At 31.2% G+C, this 14,357-nt stretch carries 20 protein-coding genes and 1 pseudogene; 5 read left to right on the plus strand and 16 right to left on the minus strand.

Features of this window, described 5'->3' with window-relative positions; translation table 11 throughout:
- Positions 1-315: 315 nt before the first annotated feature.
- Both AC6EIZ_RS02980 and AC6EIZ_RS02985 read right to left on the minus strand, forming a co-directional pair.
- Positions 316-570 carry a hypothetical protein gene (locus tag AC6EIZ_RS02980; RefSeq protein ID WP_498512238.1) on the minus strand — a complete coding sequence of 85 codons (255 nt, stop codon included), beginning with the start codon at positions 568-570 and terminating at the stop codon, positions 316-318.
- A 215-nt stretch (positions 571-785) separates the two neighbouring features.
- Positions 786-1,250 (minus strand): hypothetical protein, encoded by a 465-nt coding sequence (locus AC6EIZ_RS02985; RefSeq protein WP_498512239.1) that lies wholly within the window; start codon positions 1,248-1,250, stop codon positions 786-788.
- A gap of 712 nt (positions 1,251-1,962) precedes the next feature.
- Between AC6EIZ_RS02985 and AC6EIZ_RS02990 the strand changes: the two genes are divergently transcribed.
- On the plus strand, positions 1,963-2,169 hold the full coding sequence (locus AC6EIZ_RS02990) for a hypothetical protein (RefSeq protein ID WP_498512241.1): 207 nt from the start codon (positions 1,963-1,965) through the stop codon (positions 2,167-2,169).
- Positions 2,170-2,317: 148 nt separating this feature from the next.
- On the opposite strand, the gene AC6EIZ_RS02995 is transcribed toward AC6EIZ_RS02990, so the two are convergent.
- The 3 genes from AC6EIZ_RS02995 to AC6EIZ_RS03005 all read right to left on the minus strand — a co-directional run bounded on the left by AC6EIZ_RS02995 (position 2,318) and on the right by AC6EIZ_RS03005 (position 4,016).
- On the minus strand, positions 2,318-2,650 hold the full coding sequence (locus tag AC6EIZ_RS02995) for a hypothetical protein (protein ID WP_498512243.1): 333 nt from the start codon (positions 2,648-2,650) through the stop codon (positions 2,318-2,320).
- Between the two features lie 512 nt (positions 2,651-3,162).
- Positions 3,163-3,345, minus strand: a complete 183-nt coding sequence (locus tag AC6EIZ_RS03000) for a hypothetical protein (protein ID WP_498512245.1) — start codon at positions 3,343-3,345, stop codon at positions 3,163-3,165.
- 116 nt (positions 3,346-3,461) lie between these two features.
- Complete coding sequence (locus AC6EIZ_RS03005; RefSeq protein WP_498512247.1) at positions 3,462-4,016, minus strand: hypothetical protein; 555 nt, start codon at positions 4,014-4,016, stop codon at positions 3,462-3,464.
- A gap of 516 nt (positions 4,017-4,532) precedes the next feature.
- Here AC6EIZ_RS03005 and AC6EIZ_RS03010 point away from each other — a divergent pair.
- The gene (locus AC6EIZ_RS03010) at positions 4,533-4,706 is read left to right on the plus strand and encodes a hypothetical protein (protein ID WP_498512249.1); all 174 of its coding nucleotides are present in this window, start codon (positions 4,533-4,535) and stop codon (positions 4,704-4,706) included.
- A 598-nt stretch (positions 4,707-5,304) separates the two neighbouring features.
- Here AC6EIZ_RS03010 and AC6EIZ_RS03015 read toward each other — a convergent pair.
- The 9 genes from AC6EIZ_RS03015 to AC6EIZ_RS03055 all read right to left on the minus strand — a co-directional run bounded on the left by AC6EIZ_RS03015 (position 5,305) and on the right by AC6EIZ_RS03055 (position 10,805).
- On the minus strand, positions 5,305-5,487 hold the full coding sequence (locus AC6EIZ_RS03015) for a hypothetical protein (RefSeq protein ID WP_498512251.1): 183 nt from the start codon (positions 5,485-5,487) through the stop codon (positions 5,305-5,307).
- 428 nt (positions 5,488-5,915) lie between these two features.
- Positions 5,916-6,257, minus strand: coding sequence for a hypothetical protein (locus AC6EIZ_RS03020; RefSeq protein ID WP_498512252.1), 342 nt, complete (start codon positions 6,255-6,257; stop codon positions 5,916-5,918).
- Positions 6,258-6,545: 288 nt separating this feature from the next.
- Complete coding sequence (locus AC6EIZ_RS03025) at positions 6,546-6,743, minus strand: hypothetical protein (protein ID WP_498512254.1); 198 nt, start codon at positions 6,741-6,743, stop codon at positions 6,546-6,548.
- A 546-nt stretch (positions 6,744-7,289) separates the two neighbouring features.
- On the minus strand, positions 7,290-7,586 hold the full coding sequence (locus tag AC6EIZ_RS03030) for a DUF3303 domain-containing protein (RefSeq protein ID WP_498512256.1): 297 nt from the start codon (positions 7,584-7,586) through the stop codon (positions 7,290-7,292).
- 131 nt (positions 7,587-7,717) lie between these two features.
- Positions 7,718-8,047, minus strand: coding sequence for a hypothetical protein (locus AC6EIZ_RS03035; RefSeq protein WP_498512258.1), 330 nt, complete (start codon positions 8,045-8,047; stop codon positions 7,718-7,720).
- A 297-nt stretch (positions 8,048-8,344) separates the two neighbouring features.
- Complete coding sequence (locus AC6EIZ_RS03040) at positions 8,345-8,623, minus strand: hypothetical protein (protein ID WP_498512260.1); 279 nt, start codon at positions 8,621-8,623, stop codon at positions 8,345-8,347.
- Between the two features lie 402 nt (positions 8,624-9,025).
- Positions 9,026-9,199, minus strand: coding sequence for a hypothetical protein (locus AC6EIZ_RS03045; RefSeq protein ID WP_498512261.1), 174 nt, complete (start codon positions 9,197-9,199; stop codon positions 9,026-9,028).
- Positions 9,200-9,386: 187 nt separating this feature from the next.
- Positions 9,387-9,653: a cytochrome oxidase gene (locus AC6EIZ_RS03050; protein ID WP_498512263.1), complete on the minus strand. Its 267-nt coding sequence runs from the start codon at positions 9,651-9,653 to the stop codon at positions 9,387-9,389.
- Positions 9,654-10,679: 1,026 nt separating this feature from the next.
- The gene (locus AC6EIZ_RS03055; RefSeq protein ID WP_498512264.1) at positions 10,680-10,805 is read right to left on the minus strand and encodes a hypothetical protein; all 126 of its coding nucleotides are present in this window, start codon (positions 10,803-10,805) and stop codon (positions 10,680-10,682) included.
- On the opposite strand from AC6EIZ_RS03055, the pseudogene AC6EIZ_RS03060 reads away from it, so the two are divergent.
- Positions 10,762-11,023: pseudogene (locus AC6EIZ_RS03060) on the plus strand (hypothetical protein); the annotation flags it as partial. The gene AC6EIZ_RS03055 and the pseudogene AC6EIZ_RS03060 overlap by 44 nt on opposite strands.
- A 189-nt stretch (positions 11,024-11,212) precedes the next feature.
- Positions 11,213-11,839, plus strand: coding sequence for a hypothetical protein (locus AC6EIZ_RS03065; RefSeq protein ID WP_498512266.1), 627 nt, complete (start codon positions 11,213-11,215; stop codon positions 11,837-11,839).
- A 791-nt stretch (positions 11,840-12,630) separates the two neighbouring features.
- Here AC6EIZ_RS03065 and AC6EIZ_RS03070 read toward each other — a convergent pair.
- Positions 12,631-12,957, minus strand: coding sequence for a hypothetical protein (locus AC6EIZ_RS03070; RefSeq protein WP_498512267.1), 327 nt, complete (start codon positions 12,955-12,957; stop codon positions 12,631-12,633).
- 244 nt (positions 12,958-13,201) lie between these two features.
- Between AC6EIZ_RS03070 and AC6EIZ_RS03075 the strand changes: the two genes are divergently transcribed.
- Positions 13,202-13,384: a hypothetical protein gene (locus tag AC6EIZ_RS03075; protein ID WP_498512268.1), complete on the plus strand. Its 183-nt coding sequence runs from the start codon at positions 13,202-13,204 to the stop codon at positions 13,382-13,384.
- A gap of 229 nt (positions 13,385-13,613) precedes the next feature.
- On the opposite strand, the gene AC6EIZ_RS03080 is transcribed toward AC6EIZ_RS03075, so the two are convergent.
- Positions 13,614-14,153 carry a hypothetical protein gene (locus AC6EIZ_RS03080; RefSeq protein WP_498512269.1) on the minus strand — a complete coding sequence of 180 codons (540 nt, stop codon included), beginning with the start codon at positions 14,151-14,153 and terminating at the stop codon, positions 13,614-13,616.
- Between the last annotated feature and the right edge of the window lie 204 nt (positions 14,154-14,357).

Genomic DNA, 14,357 nt, shown 5'->3' on the forward strand with positions numbered 1-14,357 from the left:
GAATGGCATAATTGAACCTCATAACAACTTATTTGATTTCTACTCAATATGGTTTGAAAAATCTATGGGGATGAACACTCAGGTATTTATACGCTTAATGAACTAATTGAATACATAGCGTCAATTTTGGAAATGTTAATTAGAGTTTATTGATATGGAGAATCGAATCACTTCATTGATGCAGAAAAAACTTATCTAACTCTTAACTTTTCTTTTCTAGATTGATCAAATAAATAATTAACGCACAAATATGGAGAAAGCACACAAGTTTGGAATAATTCAACAGCTGACTACAAATTGCATCCAAAACTTCCTTTATTTTGATTTGTCTCTTTGACTAAAACCATCAGGAGATTGAAGATATGAAGTTTGCCCTAAATAGGGATCTTCACCAAGAAGATCATTCATTTGCTTTTTTGTCATTTGTCTAGGAGCTTCAAACATTTCACTATGATCTTCTAATTCTTCAAGAGATGGATCAATATCACGTGCACTAAGCGAAGAAGGATAAACAATCAAAAGAAGACTAAGAGAAAAAGAAAAAATTCGAATTAGCGATGAGTTAATCATTTTCTAAAATTACTTACAAAAGAATCGGGGTTTTCAACTTGCTCATTAGTATATTCTTATTTACTACGTAATTCTTAGAAAACGGCATCCACATTTGCACCAGACTAAAACAGTATCCACCAAAGAAAGGGCAATTACTACAGACAGAATATTTTGATTAGAAAAATTGAAAGCCCTAATTATTTAAGCCTTTGAAGAAATATCTTTTAACAGAATTAACTCATTTCCATTCCTTTTTCCGTTTCATTCATCGAATCCTCTCTCTGTTCATCAACAAATGGTACTTCTTTAATCTCAGGTGATATATTATCGCTGACTTCAGGTAAAGATGGTTGAATAACGATTCCTAGAGGATTGTCGCCATTGTCTTCAAGACCTGATGACTCATCTAGTTGAGACTTGTCTTTTAGATCTGTCAACAATTCTTCTTCTGGTAAAAGATTATATTTTTCAATAGCTTTTTCTTTACTTGTATCTTTAATTAGTAATTTTGAAAGCTCAACAACATCAATGATTACTGTTTTCTGATTTTCATAAATACTTTGTACCACACTAATTATCTCAATAGATTTTGTGGGTTGGAAAATAAAAGCATAACCAGTCCAGCAAGCAAGAATAATCGAAAGTAAGACAATAGAAATAAAAGCAGAATAGATTGCTCTTATTATTGTTTTGATCATTCTCCAACCTCAGATATTTATAAATCTAGGCAGGTCAATTCATACTTAAAACAGCCTCTTCACACCCTGTAAAGGCGCATATATACTTGGGGGTTAACTCTCTAGAGTTTGCCAATCTTTTAGGTAGAAATATGTAATGCTCTTTGCAAGGCTTAATTATGTCCTTTAATAGGTTCAAATCTTCAATCCAAAACATACAAAAATTATTACTTACTAATTTTTCAATAAAGAATCATAGAAACGATGAAGATCTGGAATGCTTACAGTTTGGTATTTGTTCAATACAAACCTAATCAGCTAGACCATAAGAGTTATTTTTAGATAAAAATAATCTTGCGCTAAGTAGTTTCAAGAATTTTTTTAATAAATTAATCTGATTCCCGGAATTTTCGTTCTAAATAAACTATCTTTTTTGTTTCAGTCATTTCTTCTGAATAAAATTTTATTGGTAAAGTAGAAAGCAGATTATCACCACTCATTAACTAAGTTCTACTGAATTTCTAGTCTATTTAAACGAACAATATTAAAAAGCCAATCCATACAACTCTAAAATGTTATTTGACTAACTTAAAATGCCTAACAGCATTGCACTGGTATTAAGTATCTATGTATACCCATTATCAAAGTTACTAATTAGGTATTGAGAGACTGTATAAATACTTGAGTGTTTACTCTCTAGGTTTGACTACCCAAATAGGAGTAGAAACGAGTTATGGATCTTCGACCTCCTATGGCCTACGGAAATCGCTTTCATCAATTAACCACTGAAGCTGCTGAGAATGCGGCTCGACTTATTCTTAGTCAACTTTCTGAAAGACTCAATCTTTCAAAGGTCCCGTTAAAAAACGATGAAGAAATGGAGTGCTTGCAGTTTGGCATCTGCTCTTATCAAGCTCAACCACATAGAGTAATTCAGTAAATTAATCATATGAAATTGATTGAACTAGTTTTGATATTTTCTTCGTTATCAATGACGTTTTTAGGTTTCTCTTTTCTTGCTATTTAAAGGAATGAAAAAGTTTAAGAACAACAGACAGCCATTATGGTCTGTTAATAGTTAAATAAATTCATTTGTTGTCAGAATCTTCCAAAAGATCTGAATACTCCGATGACTGTGGCATTGGCAACTCTGACGCGCTATTAGTTGATCTCACTAATAAGGCAGTTAATTCTGCTGTACGTTTGTTATTAATAACATTACTACCATGCGCTGATATAGCAGCTCCAGCAACAAGGGCAGAGATTGGCTTCCACCAAGGTAGGGATTTTAAATCATTCTTTTGAACTTCAGCCAACAGAAAACCTAGCCCAAACAAGATACCAAATACAGCTCCTGACCATTGGCATATTTCGGCTGATATAGATTTCGCTTTTTCGGCAGCATTAATTTGATCTTCCATTAGGTAAAACTCCGAAAATTAAGATTGGGCATACTCAAACATTATAAAAGCATTTTTATAACTAGTGAACATAAGTAATTAATCCAAGTTGAGTCAATTAAATCAGCAGTAGGTAAAAAAAGATCTAATAAAAAACAAGTAAAGAGATACCTAAAAACGAAAAGGATAATGAAAAAAATATCAAGAGTAATTCTGTGGTTTTCATAACCACCAAGAATCTTCTAAAAGATTTGAATATTGCTCACTATTGAAGAAAATATCTTCATCAAAATTATCGTCCAAAGAAATAATGTTGAAATAAGTCATCGTAAATAATTAATAGTTTTATGTTCTAACAAAGGAAACGAAATCGTGAGTGATAGACATTCGGTTTAAACGGTTCGGTTTATTCTCCTCATTCACCAACTACTTGGTCTTCAGCTCTGACGGGGCTATAAATTGACTAAAAAATATAACGTGAAAAAAAATATTAAAATGTTTTCGGAGAGTAATTATTAATAAACGCTATGGGATCAACTTAAGTGAAACACCTTATAGCTAAGCACAAAAATCAAAAGTCCTATAGAAGTCATTGCTAGCAAAACTCCACCAAAAACAAGAGTATTGCTTTTTTCGAGTTGTTGTTGTTCAAGAACTTTTTGAATTTTTTGAACTTTAAGAGGATTAGTTTTTCTTGCCTTCATTTTCTTACTCATTAGTTTCGAAATTCACTGGTTAATGTCATGAACCTATTTATAAATACAAACATTTAATAGCCCTAGCCAATTTTCAAACCATTTCTTAACCCATTCATAGCGCAAGATAGATACTTTTAGTTTTTAATTATTTTGACTTGACCCATTTTTAGCCCACTAATTTGAGATAGTTCTTTTTTAATTTTGTTTGATGTTTTCCTATTAACCAATCTAAAACTTTGAGCAACTGTGCTTCCTTTAGAGTTTTGACCAATAACTGAGAATAAGAAGTTTTTTCCTTTGCCTACTTGAGAACCTAAGCGCCCTCCCCCATATACTCCACCAAGCAAAGCGGGAATACACAGAATCCCAGCACTTGCACCACATACTGCAATGCCTACAAAAGCTCCTGTATAAGTACCGCCAGCCGCACCGGCAACACCAAGAAGAAGATTATCTTCTTGTCGTACTGAATACCACTGTGAAATCTTATCTTTAGAGATAAAATCATTTGGGCCTAAGAAACCCTTCTCTGTAAGAGTTATTTGACAATTAGAAACCTCAATACTCGCGTAGTCATCACTAAAAGAGGATTGACTTAAATCACATAGAGCATTATAGACGTCTGCCTTTGTAGCGGCTGGAGTCAATAATCCAAATATTAGTAAAGGTGTAATTAACAGTTTTGACATTTTATACGTGAGTCGATGTCACTATGTTTTATAGATTCTTTTTAATGTTATCGAAAGGTATTCATTAGACCAACAAATACTGAGAACAATATCAAAGTAGTGTTTTCAATCTAATTAATAAACTGGAGGGATTGATGAGAAGTATAAGGGAAACCTAATAAAGTTATTTTCTCATTTTAGGACACAATAAAAAGTGTAATGTGACTTCTCTCACGTTAAAGAAAAAAACACAAAAAGATTACGGCCTCTTAACACACATAATAAACATCAATGTATAAAAATCTTATGTAATAAATGTATTAGATCCCAAACTGTTTTTTCAACAAGAATTGATCAATTCTAGGAATCCATACAAAACCATGTAAGTCTTTGCAATTTTCTTTTCATGATAATTTGTGTTAGTGCTATTAATTAGAGACTAAATGCAACAACTTTCAAAAATCTCAATAATTTTTGCTAAGCCATTATTACAAATTTAATAATTTCATATAAATTTAGTGGAACAATCAATTTAAGATGCCAATTACTACATTAGCTCTAGCTTTTTCAGAATGGGGAATTGGGAGATTCCCATTAGATTTAATTATCTTCCTATCTGTAGTACTAATTTTTGCTTTACCAGCAGGTATCAATAGAAAGAAGATTTTTGTTGAAGGTGATGCATTTAGCACTAAGTTGAAAAACAACTAAGAATATTTTTTTTGTAATATGTCAATTGTAATGTAAGTAGGAAATCCACCAAAAATAAATAACAGGGATGAAATCGTCAAGTGAACAAATTTGCTGTAACTAAATCATTAAATAGTCACTAAAAACTTTGTGTTGTTCGATCGAGCCAAGTTTTAGGAATATTAGATAAGCTATTTTTTATTGGTTGAACTTTAGGGAGAAGAAATCCGCATAACAATATTATACTTTCTAGCGATCCGTTTTGATAAACATAAAAGCTACTCTCCTCTCTCTGTGGTTAGGTCGAGGTAGAGCTAAACGAATAATTATTCGTTTATACATACTATACTTGTGGAAAAGTGAGCCTCTCTATTAGGGCGTTTACCTTTTTTATTAACCATGACAAATACATTTACCACCCTTCCAAGCAGAACATTTCTTCTTTTTACACTTCTTCTTTTTCTTCTTATCTCCCATAAGAATTAAGTCAATTAATTGATTTTAGTAAAAGAGAATTCAAGTTGTTAGAAGATCTAATTAAATCATTCATCCATTAAATATATTTCAACATTATCATTAATTAGCAAGATCCTTTAATAAATAAGTTGAATTGAATTTTTTATTGGTTGTAATACCTAACCAAATCAAATATCAAAAATATCACAAAGCCAATAGCTAGAACAACAGGCAATATCTGATTTCTACGAAGTTTTTGGATGATATTAGGTCTATCATCATTCCTTTCTTTCTTTCTTGCCCTAGGAGGCAAACCCTGCTCTTTTCTCCTTTTAGCTTCTCCCATATTTAATAAAAGTTTAAGCTTCTACAATCATGGCGTCTATATTGAAAAATTACTCATTTTTAAAAGATAAAAAAAACAATTGTCGTATTTACCCTCGAAACGCACACAAAGGTTTCCTGAATCAAAAGATTCCAATTAATTTATAGATAGCTATTACTAGCTTTGCCAAGGAAAAGTTCACATTTCACTTTAAATACAATCGATTTGGAGTCATTAATACATCTTATTAATGACAACTAGATTTTTATAAAAATAAAACTCACCTATCGAATAGCGTTCCTTTCTTGAAATGAAGAAGGCTAAAGGTAGAAATGAATATATGAATTTATCAAAAGAAGCAAACCTCTTTAAGCATCAATAGTTAGCAAGAAACAAAAAACACACCTCGAATCAACTGTCTTGCAAAATATCTTTTCTTTAACGTTTAATTAAGCGAAAGCAGGACTTTTCTCAAAAAACGTATCCTTTCCAATTGAAATCAACTGTATAAATTTATTTTTCACAAAGGAACCAAGCTCTAGATCAATAAGGATGTGCAAAGCAAGGGAAATGCAAAAAAACGCATAAAAAATTAAATGGCAAATAAAAGTATTTACAAAACCATTATGTCCCTTTTCAGCGATTTCTTCTGATCGATTTGATTTCGTTGGAATGAAATCAGGAACAGAATTTACATTGGTTGATTCCACAATTCGAATTGACGATAATTCCTTATCTTTTACAGCGGGGAAAGTAGTAGCAGTCATATCAGAAGTCTTAGCTATATCCACCTTACTTTCTACTTGATGAGTTTGGGATATACCTTTATTCTTTCGTTTTAAATCTTTTTCAAAAAAACTCTTGTTTCTAGATCTTTCTTCATCATTATTGAAACTTTTGGGACATCAAACCTGTTCAAAATCTTAGAAAAATTTCTTTTCAAGAACGGAATGAAGGACATAAAATCTTTTAATTTGTGCCTATTAAATCTAAAGATCATTAATATTCAACCCGTAAGAATTACCAAAAAAGGAAGGGATATCTCCCCCCCCATATAAATGTGATATGAAAATGTAAAACTACTTTGTAAATAGAGAGCTTTTTACTCCAGCTTGTTCCCACTTTTTAATGGTAGGTCTTAGGAATGACATTGGCAGTGCTGTCAAAACTGCAAATGAAACAACTAAGATTAAGTCTGTAGTGAAATGATTTACGCCAAAATCTGTTCCAGCAAGCCATAGCCAAGGAAAGGCAGAAGCTAATAATATAGTTAGCATAAATTCTCATCAATTAAAAAAGAGCATAAAAGACAATTGTGTTAAATGATTCTTTGCTTAGTAAAAATTATTAGTAACCTTTTTGTCCCAGGGGTATGTTTACAGAAAAAGGAACGCATAAGAATACATTTCATCAACTGTTAATGATTACCTGTCAGTAATCATTCGATACACAAAACAGGATTTGTTATTAGAACAATCCATAGAAGAGCCTTGGGAGAAATCGAAAATAATACATGAATATTTTGTGTTGAAGATGGCAATAAATAATAAGTAAAAAACACAAAACCAAATCGCCTAATAAAAATTTACAAGCAGAATTGCAATCACTTGTTCTACTCAAAATAATGAATATAAAACAAATACCTATTTGAATGAAGAAACAACAACAATAATCCTAAAATTAACAATAATAATTATATAGAATTATATGTAGCAACAATTTCAAAAAGAAACTCAAAATGCTTATAAGAAATACACTCCATAGCAATTGAAGAGATTCGGTAGTATTTAGTATCGATTAAATTTTAATTATCAAAGTATATTCTATGAGCGAGTTTTTTTAATTAATGAGATTGTTTCTTCTAGATCTAAACAAGGTTGAATAGTTATATCCATTAATTTCCTCCAAGGATGCCATAGTTTCCAAATCGTATCTAAGGCATCTGCCATAACAACACAGTGTCCAATACCATTTTGGATCATGAAAACCCATGAATGTACCTCATAGGTTTCTGGTCTATTCTCTACTCCTCCTGTTTCATACCATTTAACCAACATATCTCCACCCCTTTCTTGATCTTCTCCGTCATTAAATTCATAAGTGATCAAATAACGCTGCATGACTCAAGGCTAAACAACATAAATATTTTGCTAAGAATCAGAAAGAATTCAATTAAATATTTTCTTTCAATAACTTTAGGTATAAAAATTGTTTCTAGAAGTATAAAAAGTTTTATCTATAAAGAAAAAAATTAATAAGAACAACTATTAATAATAGTAATTTTAATCAACTTATCATCAATAGGCTTTTCCCATTTTTTAACTTGCTTAAGTTCAGAATTTGGTGGTAGTTTACTAAATAACCTATTCTCGCAGTCAATAGCCATTAAATAGGTATCAGAATTAATAATTTTTTGATCTTCCGGGTTAAACTCAGCATATTTGGTCATAACTGAGAGTAAATTGTTGTTGTTATATTTTATTGAATTTGGATCTATAAATAATAATTCATTATTTGTCTTAGATACTTCAAGCCATTCAATCTCCTCAGCAAATAGCACAAAGGGATTAGAGAAAATCAATAGCATAAAAAGACAACAAAAAATCATACCTTGCTTTATAGAGTTTCTTAAATTCATCATTATTTATAGCTATTTATATACATATGGCTACTAAAGCCAATGAATAATAAAAAGTCATCTAAATCTTACAGTAAATATACATAAATTATCTTTTCTTAAGCAATGGATTAGAAAAGTGATTTCTTGCTTACAGAATTAATTCAATAAAATCTTAGATCGTATAAAAAACTTCTATGATCATAAATACACATAACTTATAAACAACTTTTATTGTTAGGTCTGTCTAAGATGTAAAAGTTACTTATAAAGTTGCTTATATGAAAAATGTTGCTCCATTTCTCTACCCAAAGTAAAAAGAATTTCATTAACTCTTTTTAATTGCTCCTCCAATTCACTTCTCTTAAATTGCAGATCGACAAATCTTCTTTGCATCTCTTCTTGAGACCTCTTTTCATAGTCATCATCTTGATTAGTTTGGGAAGATGAAGCTTTATTACTCATGGTTGAGACCTTTGAGAATTTGTGACGGCAACCTAGATAGCACCCACCAGCTTTTAATAGTTCTAGTGTTAGCATTAGATCTATAAATGATCTAATGTAAATACCCACAAAATGTAAATCCGTCTTAATGCGGGAGTATTATCACCTCAATTTTCATAGCTCTTATTTAGCACGCCCAGAGAACACCAGAAATAATCTGACCTGTAACTACATATGCCCAAGGCTGAAATGATGTCAAACATGTTACTATAAGGGGCATTTTTTGCTTTCTATGAATTGAAATTGAAGAAAAAAATTTAATGATCTTTTCCTTAATTGAATTTAACGATTTAAATAAGTCATAAATAAACTTTCATTAATTAGTTTAACAACTACAATCATGAGTTATTAAAGGTGTTAAAACTATAAATTAATAATTATCTAAACGAAAAAGGGCTCCCATAATACCAAAAGAGATATACGGCTTAAATACTGAACTTATATTAGATAAGTACTTTTCGATGAGGCCTTTATATAGGATTTAGACTTCTTGGCGATTTTATCAATTGAAATCAATGCCAAGTCATAAGAAGATAAACCAACTTCATTTTCAAAAGAGTAATGCTTAGCTATTGTTTTTGGATTTGTAATTATTACTTTTTGAGTATCCATATCAATCTAGGATATTTTCTTCAATAAAATCTAGCTATGGGTATTTTCAAGTGAAGTAAGGACACTTTGATAATTGTTCATTAAGAGCAAGTAGCATTTTAATTTCTAATCAATATGAATTTAAAGTAAGACATTATTACTTAAATATGGCAAAATCTGATATCAGATTGATTCATTAGTAATCCAATTAATCTTTCTTCTTTTTTCTCTTTGGTTTTTGAAGCTTATATCCAAAATCAATAAGTTGATGATATGTCAATTTAGCTTGTAAAGCACTTAAAGATAGACGTTTTTCATCGTCTTTTTGAAGATAGAAATTTCCTTTATTATGGTTATTTGTCTCAATAGTAATAAACTCTTTACCTTTCTTAAGGATCCAAGGCTCTCCTATATAATTATCGTCTCCAACGTTTAAATCCCATGGAACAACTACTGGCTTTTTCTTTAATGGCATTTTAAAATTTACATACCATATATTTAAGTGTACATGTAATTCTTGCGATAATCCAGTTAATGCTAATAATTAGCAAAACCATTGTGATAATAACTAGTAATTAGACTCTTAATCTTTTGAATTCGATAAGCATCTAATTTGGTTGTGACAAATCGATCTCTTGTTTAGAAGCAATTAATTGAGAGGCAATGGGATTCACCCTATTCTCATATTTTCTTGATCGATAAATTTGAAATTTGCAGATATCATCCCCACTGAGAAAACAATCGTCAATAAAATCATCCAGAACTTGTGATGGCATTGATAGCAAAAAGAATTACTCAATTAATGCGTCATTAGCAATGAATAAACAAGTGAGTCTTAACACCTAATTTCTAACAATGCTAAATCTGAGCGTTCTCCTGATTCAACTAATAGGTTAGAGCATTATCAAGAAAAAACTCGTAAACATATATTCCTCTCTAACCGCTCAATTCTTCCTCATTACTCTTATTGATACCTTTAATGCTTATTAATTATCTTAATATGAAATTATCATGATTCTATTATGAACCAATTCTCTTATCTAAGAAATTTACTTAACAGCTTTTTCCTTAAGCAAAAGACCCGAGAGAACACCCGCGAGTTGAAGAGAGTTTTCCAATGGAGAAGATATCTTGAATGGAAAGACTTAACACCCGAAGAAAAGCTCTCAGCAAAAAGATTTTTATTAATTCCAATATTTGCTTATCTAATCATTTCGATATTTAATCAGAACATTTCACTAATTGTTCTATTCTTAATTGGTTATCTACTGTATAAAAAATTTGAAAAAAATAAATAGAATAATTTTAAAGTAATAAACATCCACCTCCTTAATGACAGAGAAGAGGCTTTTCAATGGGTTAGATTTGGTAATCAGAATTAAACAATTCCTGAAATGATCCAGCCTGTTATTCCATAGTTAATGACTGCGTCAAAGAAGGACATAATTGCGAGACGACCATTTAAATTCTCTGCTGTTTTCCAATAGTTATTTTTCTTTGTTCATGACACAACACTAAGAATGATTTGACCTATTGTTAGATCTACACCAAAAACAGCCTTTCCTTCTGTTCTTCTGGGCTTCGCTTCATGGCCAGTGATATGTGTTTGGTTGGCATCATTTGGCATCTGTAACTAGGCGTTCAACTTGAAAGGCAGCAAACTCAACCGCTGTAGTTGATAGTTCAGGCAAGGTTGTCCCAACATGGGGCGACGTAATTAACAGTGCAAACATTGGTATGGAAGTAATACACGAGCGTAATGCTCAAAACTTTCCACTTGACCTAGTAGTTGCTCAGTCTACTGTAGTCTTTCAGCACCAGGAATCGGTTAAGCCTTTAACTTGAATTGATTCAAAGCCTTCTTTACGAGAGCGTTTTTTTATAAATTTAATCAAACAAAAAGAAGAGCAACTGAAAAGACCATTAGAAATCTCTTTAACTGTTAAGTCGCATTGCTCTCACTCTATGCAAAACTAAAAGGTAATTTATAAAGGAATGACTTTATACAACTGATCTTCATCATAATTCCGAGAAATGAATATAACTACATTCCTCTTAATTGATGCAGTATTAGCAATTGCAGTAATACCACTTCTGTTTTTGCTTCAAGGTGGCAAAAATAAATCTCCCCTGTTAAAAAGTGCCAATAAAGAAAAACTTATAAGAAAGACTTCTATCAAACTCCCTGATAAAAAAAAGCTTCTTGAACTGGAAAAACAGGCAAAGAATCAAGGGAGTGGAATTGAATTTGATTCACTTATAGGAAATTGGAAGTTTGTCTCTGTATGGAAAAAAGAAATCAACGAAGAAGACCTTATTTTCAGTTCATTGCTTAGAGTCTTCTCTGCAAACATTGAGTTTAAAAAGGACATATCAACTGAGGCTTCATCAAAATTTTCTGTTATCGCATCCATCCGATTTGGCCTTTTCAGCATGGAATTTTCTGGTTTTGGTTATTTAAAAGGAAAACAACCTATATTTCCATTCTTTTTGAAACTAATTGAAGTCAAATCTGGATCAAATATCTTGTTGAGAAGATCTCTTCAAGTATCAAAAAAAAAGGAGAGGTCATTTTTTGCTCTCATTGCATTAGAAGAAAATGGCGCGTTGCTTTCAGCCAGAGGGCAAGGAGGTGCTGTCGTGATTTGGTTAAAAGATTGAACTTAACGAATAAAGTAATCTGCAAATTGAATAATCCCTTTATAAATAATAAGCTATCGCTTACTTGCTAATAGATCTAATGAGATAAAATCTTTAACTATAAAAATTGTACAAAGTTCCAACATTACTTCTAAATGATTAGCCTCAATAAAAGAAAGAAGTTAACTCACCATAAATTGTAGATGGCTATTTTAAAATTCACTTTTTCGGTTTGAATCCCTAAACAGAAATGTTTGATTTGTTTATCAGTTGAGTGATTATGATTCATTTTTTTCTGCTTCTCAGAATTACATGTCAAGAAGAATCCTATAAGGGCAGCAATAAATTGAAAAAAAAAAGATTTTAATATCTTCATAAATTTTTAGCTGAAAAGATCTCTTCAACCTCCAGCGAATTAAATTATTCAATAAGATCAAGAACATATAATGTATCTTTACAATTATTTCTTTTATAGAATTCTTTAGCTTCATCACTTTCTAAGAATGATCCAAATCTATCCATATCGGTGATATTAAGTAACATATGAGCTTTATAATCATTGATTTTTACAAACTAATTTCACTCACATAATCCTTAACTAAGCAACCAAAGAACTTCAAATTTTTCTTTTCAAATTCTTCAAAAATAAAGCTAGAGGTTGAAAAATTAGGGTATTCATAAAAAAATGAAGAAACAATGTTTAAAGTTGAAATTTTGTTAGGTTTCTGTACGAATGTCAATCTATCAGAGGCATATAAAACATCAACATATTTCACATCTTCATTCCTAGAGTTTAGCGGTAGGGAATTTAATCAGGCTTTCAAAACTTGTTCAATAATAGATATCTCTCTGGTATTTTTTCTATCAAGTCCACGCAGGTCTAATTGAAAGCGAATTACTTGGAGTGCAAGCTTGTTAAATCGAAAGGAAGCTTGTACATATCCATGCGAGTAATCAGATTCAAAATATCCAAAACCTTTCAAGTCTTTCAGAAGTAAATAGCTATCAAAAATTTTGCCGTACCATCTTATGAGCATACTATTATCCATAATGTCAGCTATGGCTATACGGGACATAGTCTTAGTTCTTACAGCAAAGTAATCATTAAGATCTTGGTAAATAGGTAAAAAGAATTTCATTAACTCTTTCTAGCTGATTTTGCTCAACTCATCTGCTTGCTCTAAGCAAAGTTACTTTAAGAAAACTAGGGCAAAAGAGGGATAATATGGGTAAAAACAAATAAAGAGAATTCACACCATCAGTTGGAGCTCCAGCCAAACTAATCTTTATCTCATAACATATGTAATAGGTAATCTCTTTTTTAAGGCTATAAAAAAAATAGGAAGCTAATAAGCTACCACTAATCTATAGGACTCTTGATCAATGGTTTCATTTGCTAGAGCAAGAACAAGATCATTGCTATTTAGGCTATGGCCTATGAAAGCAAAATCTCACAATAATCAACCAGTAGAGATTAACAAGTCCAAAAATTTGATTGAGGATACTAAGGAGCAAAACGAGTGTTTCTTTGAAGCAAGCAAGAATGGTGGAATTTGGTTTTCTTAAGGTGCTTAATTGAAAGCAAAACTGAAAAATGTCTCTAAAGGATGTAGCGAAAAGATTAGTACCTTAGCTCAAGTCATCTATAGAAAAAAGAGTGATGGGGGAATATATTTGACTTGAATCAAAAGTGATAAAAAACTATCTAGGTAATCTTTCAAATCACGACAAACATTTAAAATTTAATCATTCAGGTTTTTAAAAAGTAATTAAATAATTAAAAAATATTAGTTAATTACTTTGCCTGCTCTTCAATGTATTTCTTGATTGTATAGCCATGACAATCAAAGGGATATTCTGCCCTAGTCATCTCGCTTGCCTGAGTCTTATCAGCATCATTAGCTCTAAATCTTCGACAATCACATATAAAATCCATCTTAATTCCATCTTTATAATCCCTAACTCTCGCATCTAGCCATTCTTTTGCTTGCTCTGGCATCTGATTACAAGCAATCCAAGACCCCCAGAACAATGCATCAAACATTTGTATCGCTTCTGTTCTTTTATGGGGCCCTGCCAATTCCTCACAAAAATTTCTTACGGGGCAGTCTTTTCTACTAATATAAAATTTTTTAGATTGATTCTCATAACCTCTGACATATGTTTTTTTATTCTTAACTGCGTCCAAAGCAGCATCTAATTGATCTCCGCCAAATGTATTGGTTATTCGAGCTTTATCAATTGAAATCTTTCCAGTCAGTCCCATTTCACTTTTACTAGTCACATCATCTCTCCTGACATCAAATTGTCCAAACACTTCAATTTGTTCAGTCATCTAGTTGAAACTCTTCTTCCATTATATTGATTGATTTTAATCTAATATGTAAAAAAAGTTCTATGGCTTAAAAAGAAAAGTCCTTTTAATTATGTATTGATATCTCTTCCCAATAATCTCGTTTTTAGCAAGAACTTTTACAATTTTGACTTGCTATTCCAACCCAATAAATTGATTGCTGAATAGATACGTTTGACAAAATCT

Source organism: Prochlorococcus sp. G4PB16, assembly GCF_059772465.1.

Bases quoted from the DNA above. Each gene is read 5' to 3' on its own strand.
- AC6EIZ_RS02980 (WP_498512238.1), bottom strand. From the start codon at position 570: ATGATTAACTCATCGCTAATTCGAATTTTTTCTTTTTCTCTTAGTCTT.
- AC6EIZ_RS02985 (WP_498512239.1), bottom strand. From the start codon at position 1,250: ATGATCAAAACAATAATAAGAGCAATCTATTCTGCTTTTATTTCTATT.
- AC6EIZ_RS02990 (WP_498512241.1), top strand. From the start codon at position 1,963: ATGGATCTTCGACCTCCTATGGCCTACGGAAATCGCTTTCATCAATTA.
- AC6EIZ_RS02995 (WP_498512243.1), bottom strand. From the start codon at position 2,650: ATGGAAGATCAAATTAATGCTGCCGAAAAAGCGAAATCTATATCAGCC.
- AC6EIZ_RS03000 (WP_498512245.1), bottom strand. From the start codon at position 3,345: ATGAGTAAGAAAATGAAGGCAAGAAAAACTAATCCTCTTAAAGTTCAA.
- AC6EIZ_RS03005 (WP_498512247.1), bottom strand. From the start codon at position 4,016: ATGTCAAAACTGTTAATTACACCTTTACTAATATTTGGATTATTGACT.
- AC6EIZ_RS03010 (WP_498512249.1), top strand. From the start codon at position 4,533: ATGCCAATTACTACATTAGCTCTAGCTTTTTCAGAATGGGGAATTGGG.
- AC6EIZ_RS03015 (WP_498512251.1), bottom strand. From the start codon at position 5,487: ATGGGAGAAGCTAAAAGGAGAAAAGAGCAGGGTTTGCCTCCTAGGGCA.
- AC6EIZ_RS03025 (WP_498512254.1), bottom strand. From the start codon at position 6,743: ATGCTAACTATATTATTAGCTTCTGCCTTTCCTTGGCTATGGCTTGCT.
- AC6EIZ_RS03030 (WP_498512256.1), bottom strand. From the start codon at position 7,586: ATGCAGCGTTATTTGATCACTTATGAATTTAATGACGGAGAAGATCAA.
- AC6EIZ_RS03040 (WP_498512260.1), bottom strand. From the start codon at position 8,623: ATGCTAACACTAGAACTATTAAAAGCTGGTGGGTGCTATCTAGGTTGC.
- AC6EIZ_RS03045 (WP_498512261.1), bottom strand. From the start codon at position 9,199: ATGGATACTCAAAAAGTAATAATTACAAATCCAAAAACAATAGCTAAG.
- AC6EIZ_RS03050 (WP_498512263.1), bottom strand. From the start codon at position 9,653: ATGCCATTAAAGAAAAAGCCAGTAGTTGTTCCATGGGATTTAAACGTT.
- AC6EIZ_RS03055 (WP_498512264.1), bottom strand. From the start codon at position 10,805: ATGCCAAATGATGCCAACCAAACACATATCACTGGCCATGAAGCGAAG.
- AC6EIZ_RS03065 (WP_498512266.1), top strand. From the start codon at position 11,213: ATGAATATAACTACATTCCTCTTAATTGATGCAGTATTAGCAATTGCA.
- AC6EIZ_RS03070 (WP_498512267.1), bottom strand. From the start codon at position 12,957: ATGAAATTCTTTTTACCTATTTACCAAGATCTTAATGATTACTTTGCT.
- AC6EIZ_RS03075 (WP_498512268.1), top strand. From the start codon at position 13,202: ATGGTTTCATTTGCTAGAGCAAGAACAAGATCATTGCTATTTAGGCTA.
- AC6EIZ_RS03080 (WP_498512269.1), bottom strand. From the start codon at position 14,153: ATGACTGAACAAATTGAAGTGTTTGGACAATTTGATGTCAGGAGAGAT.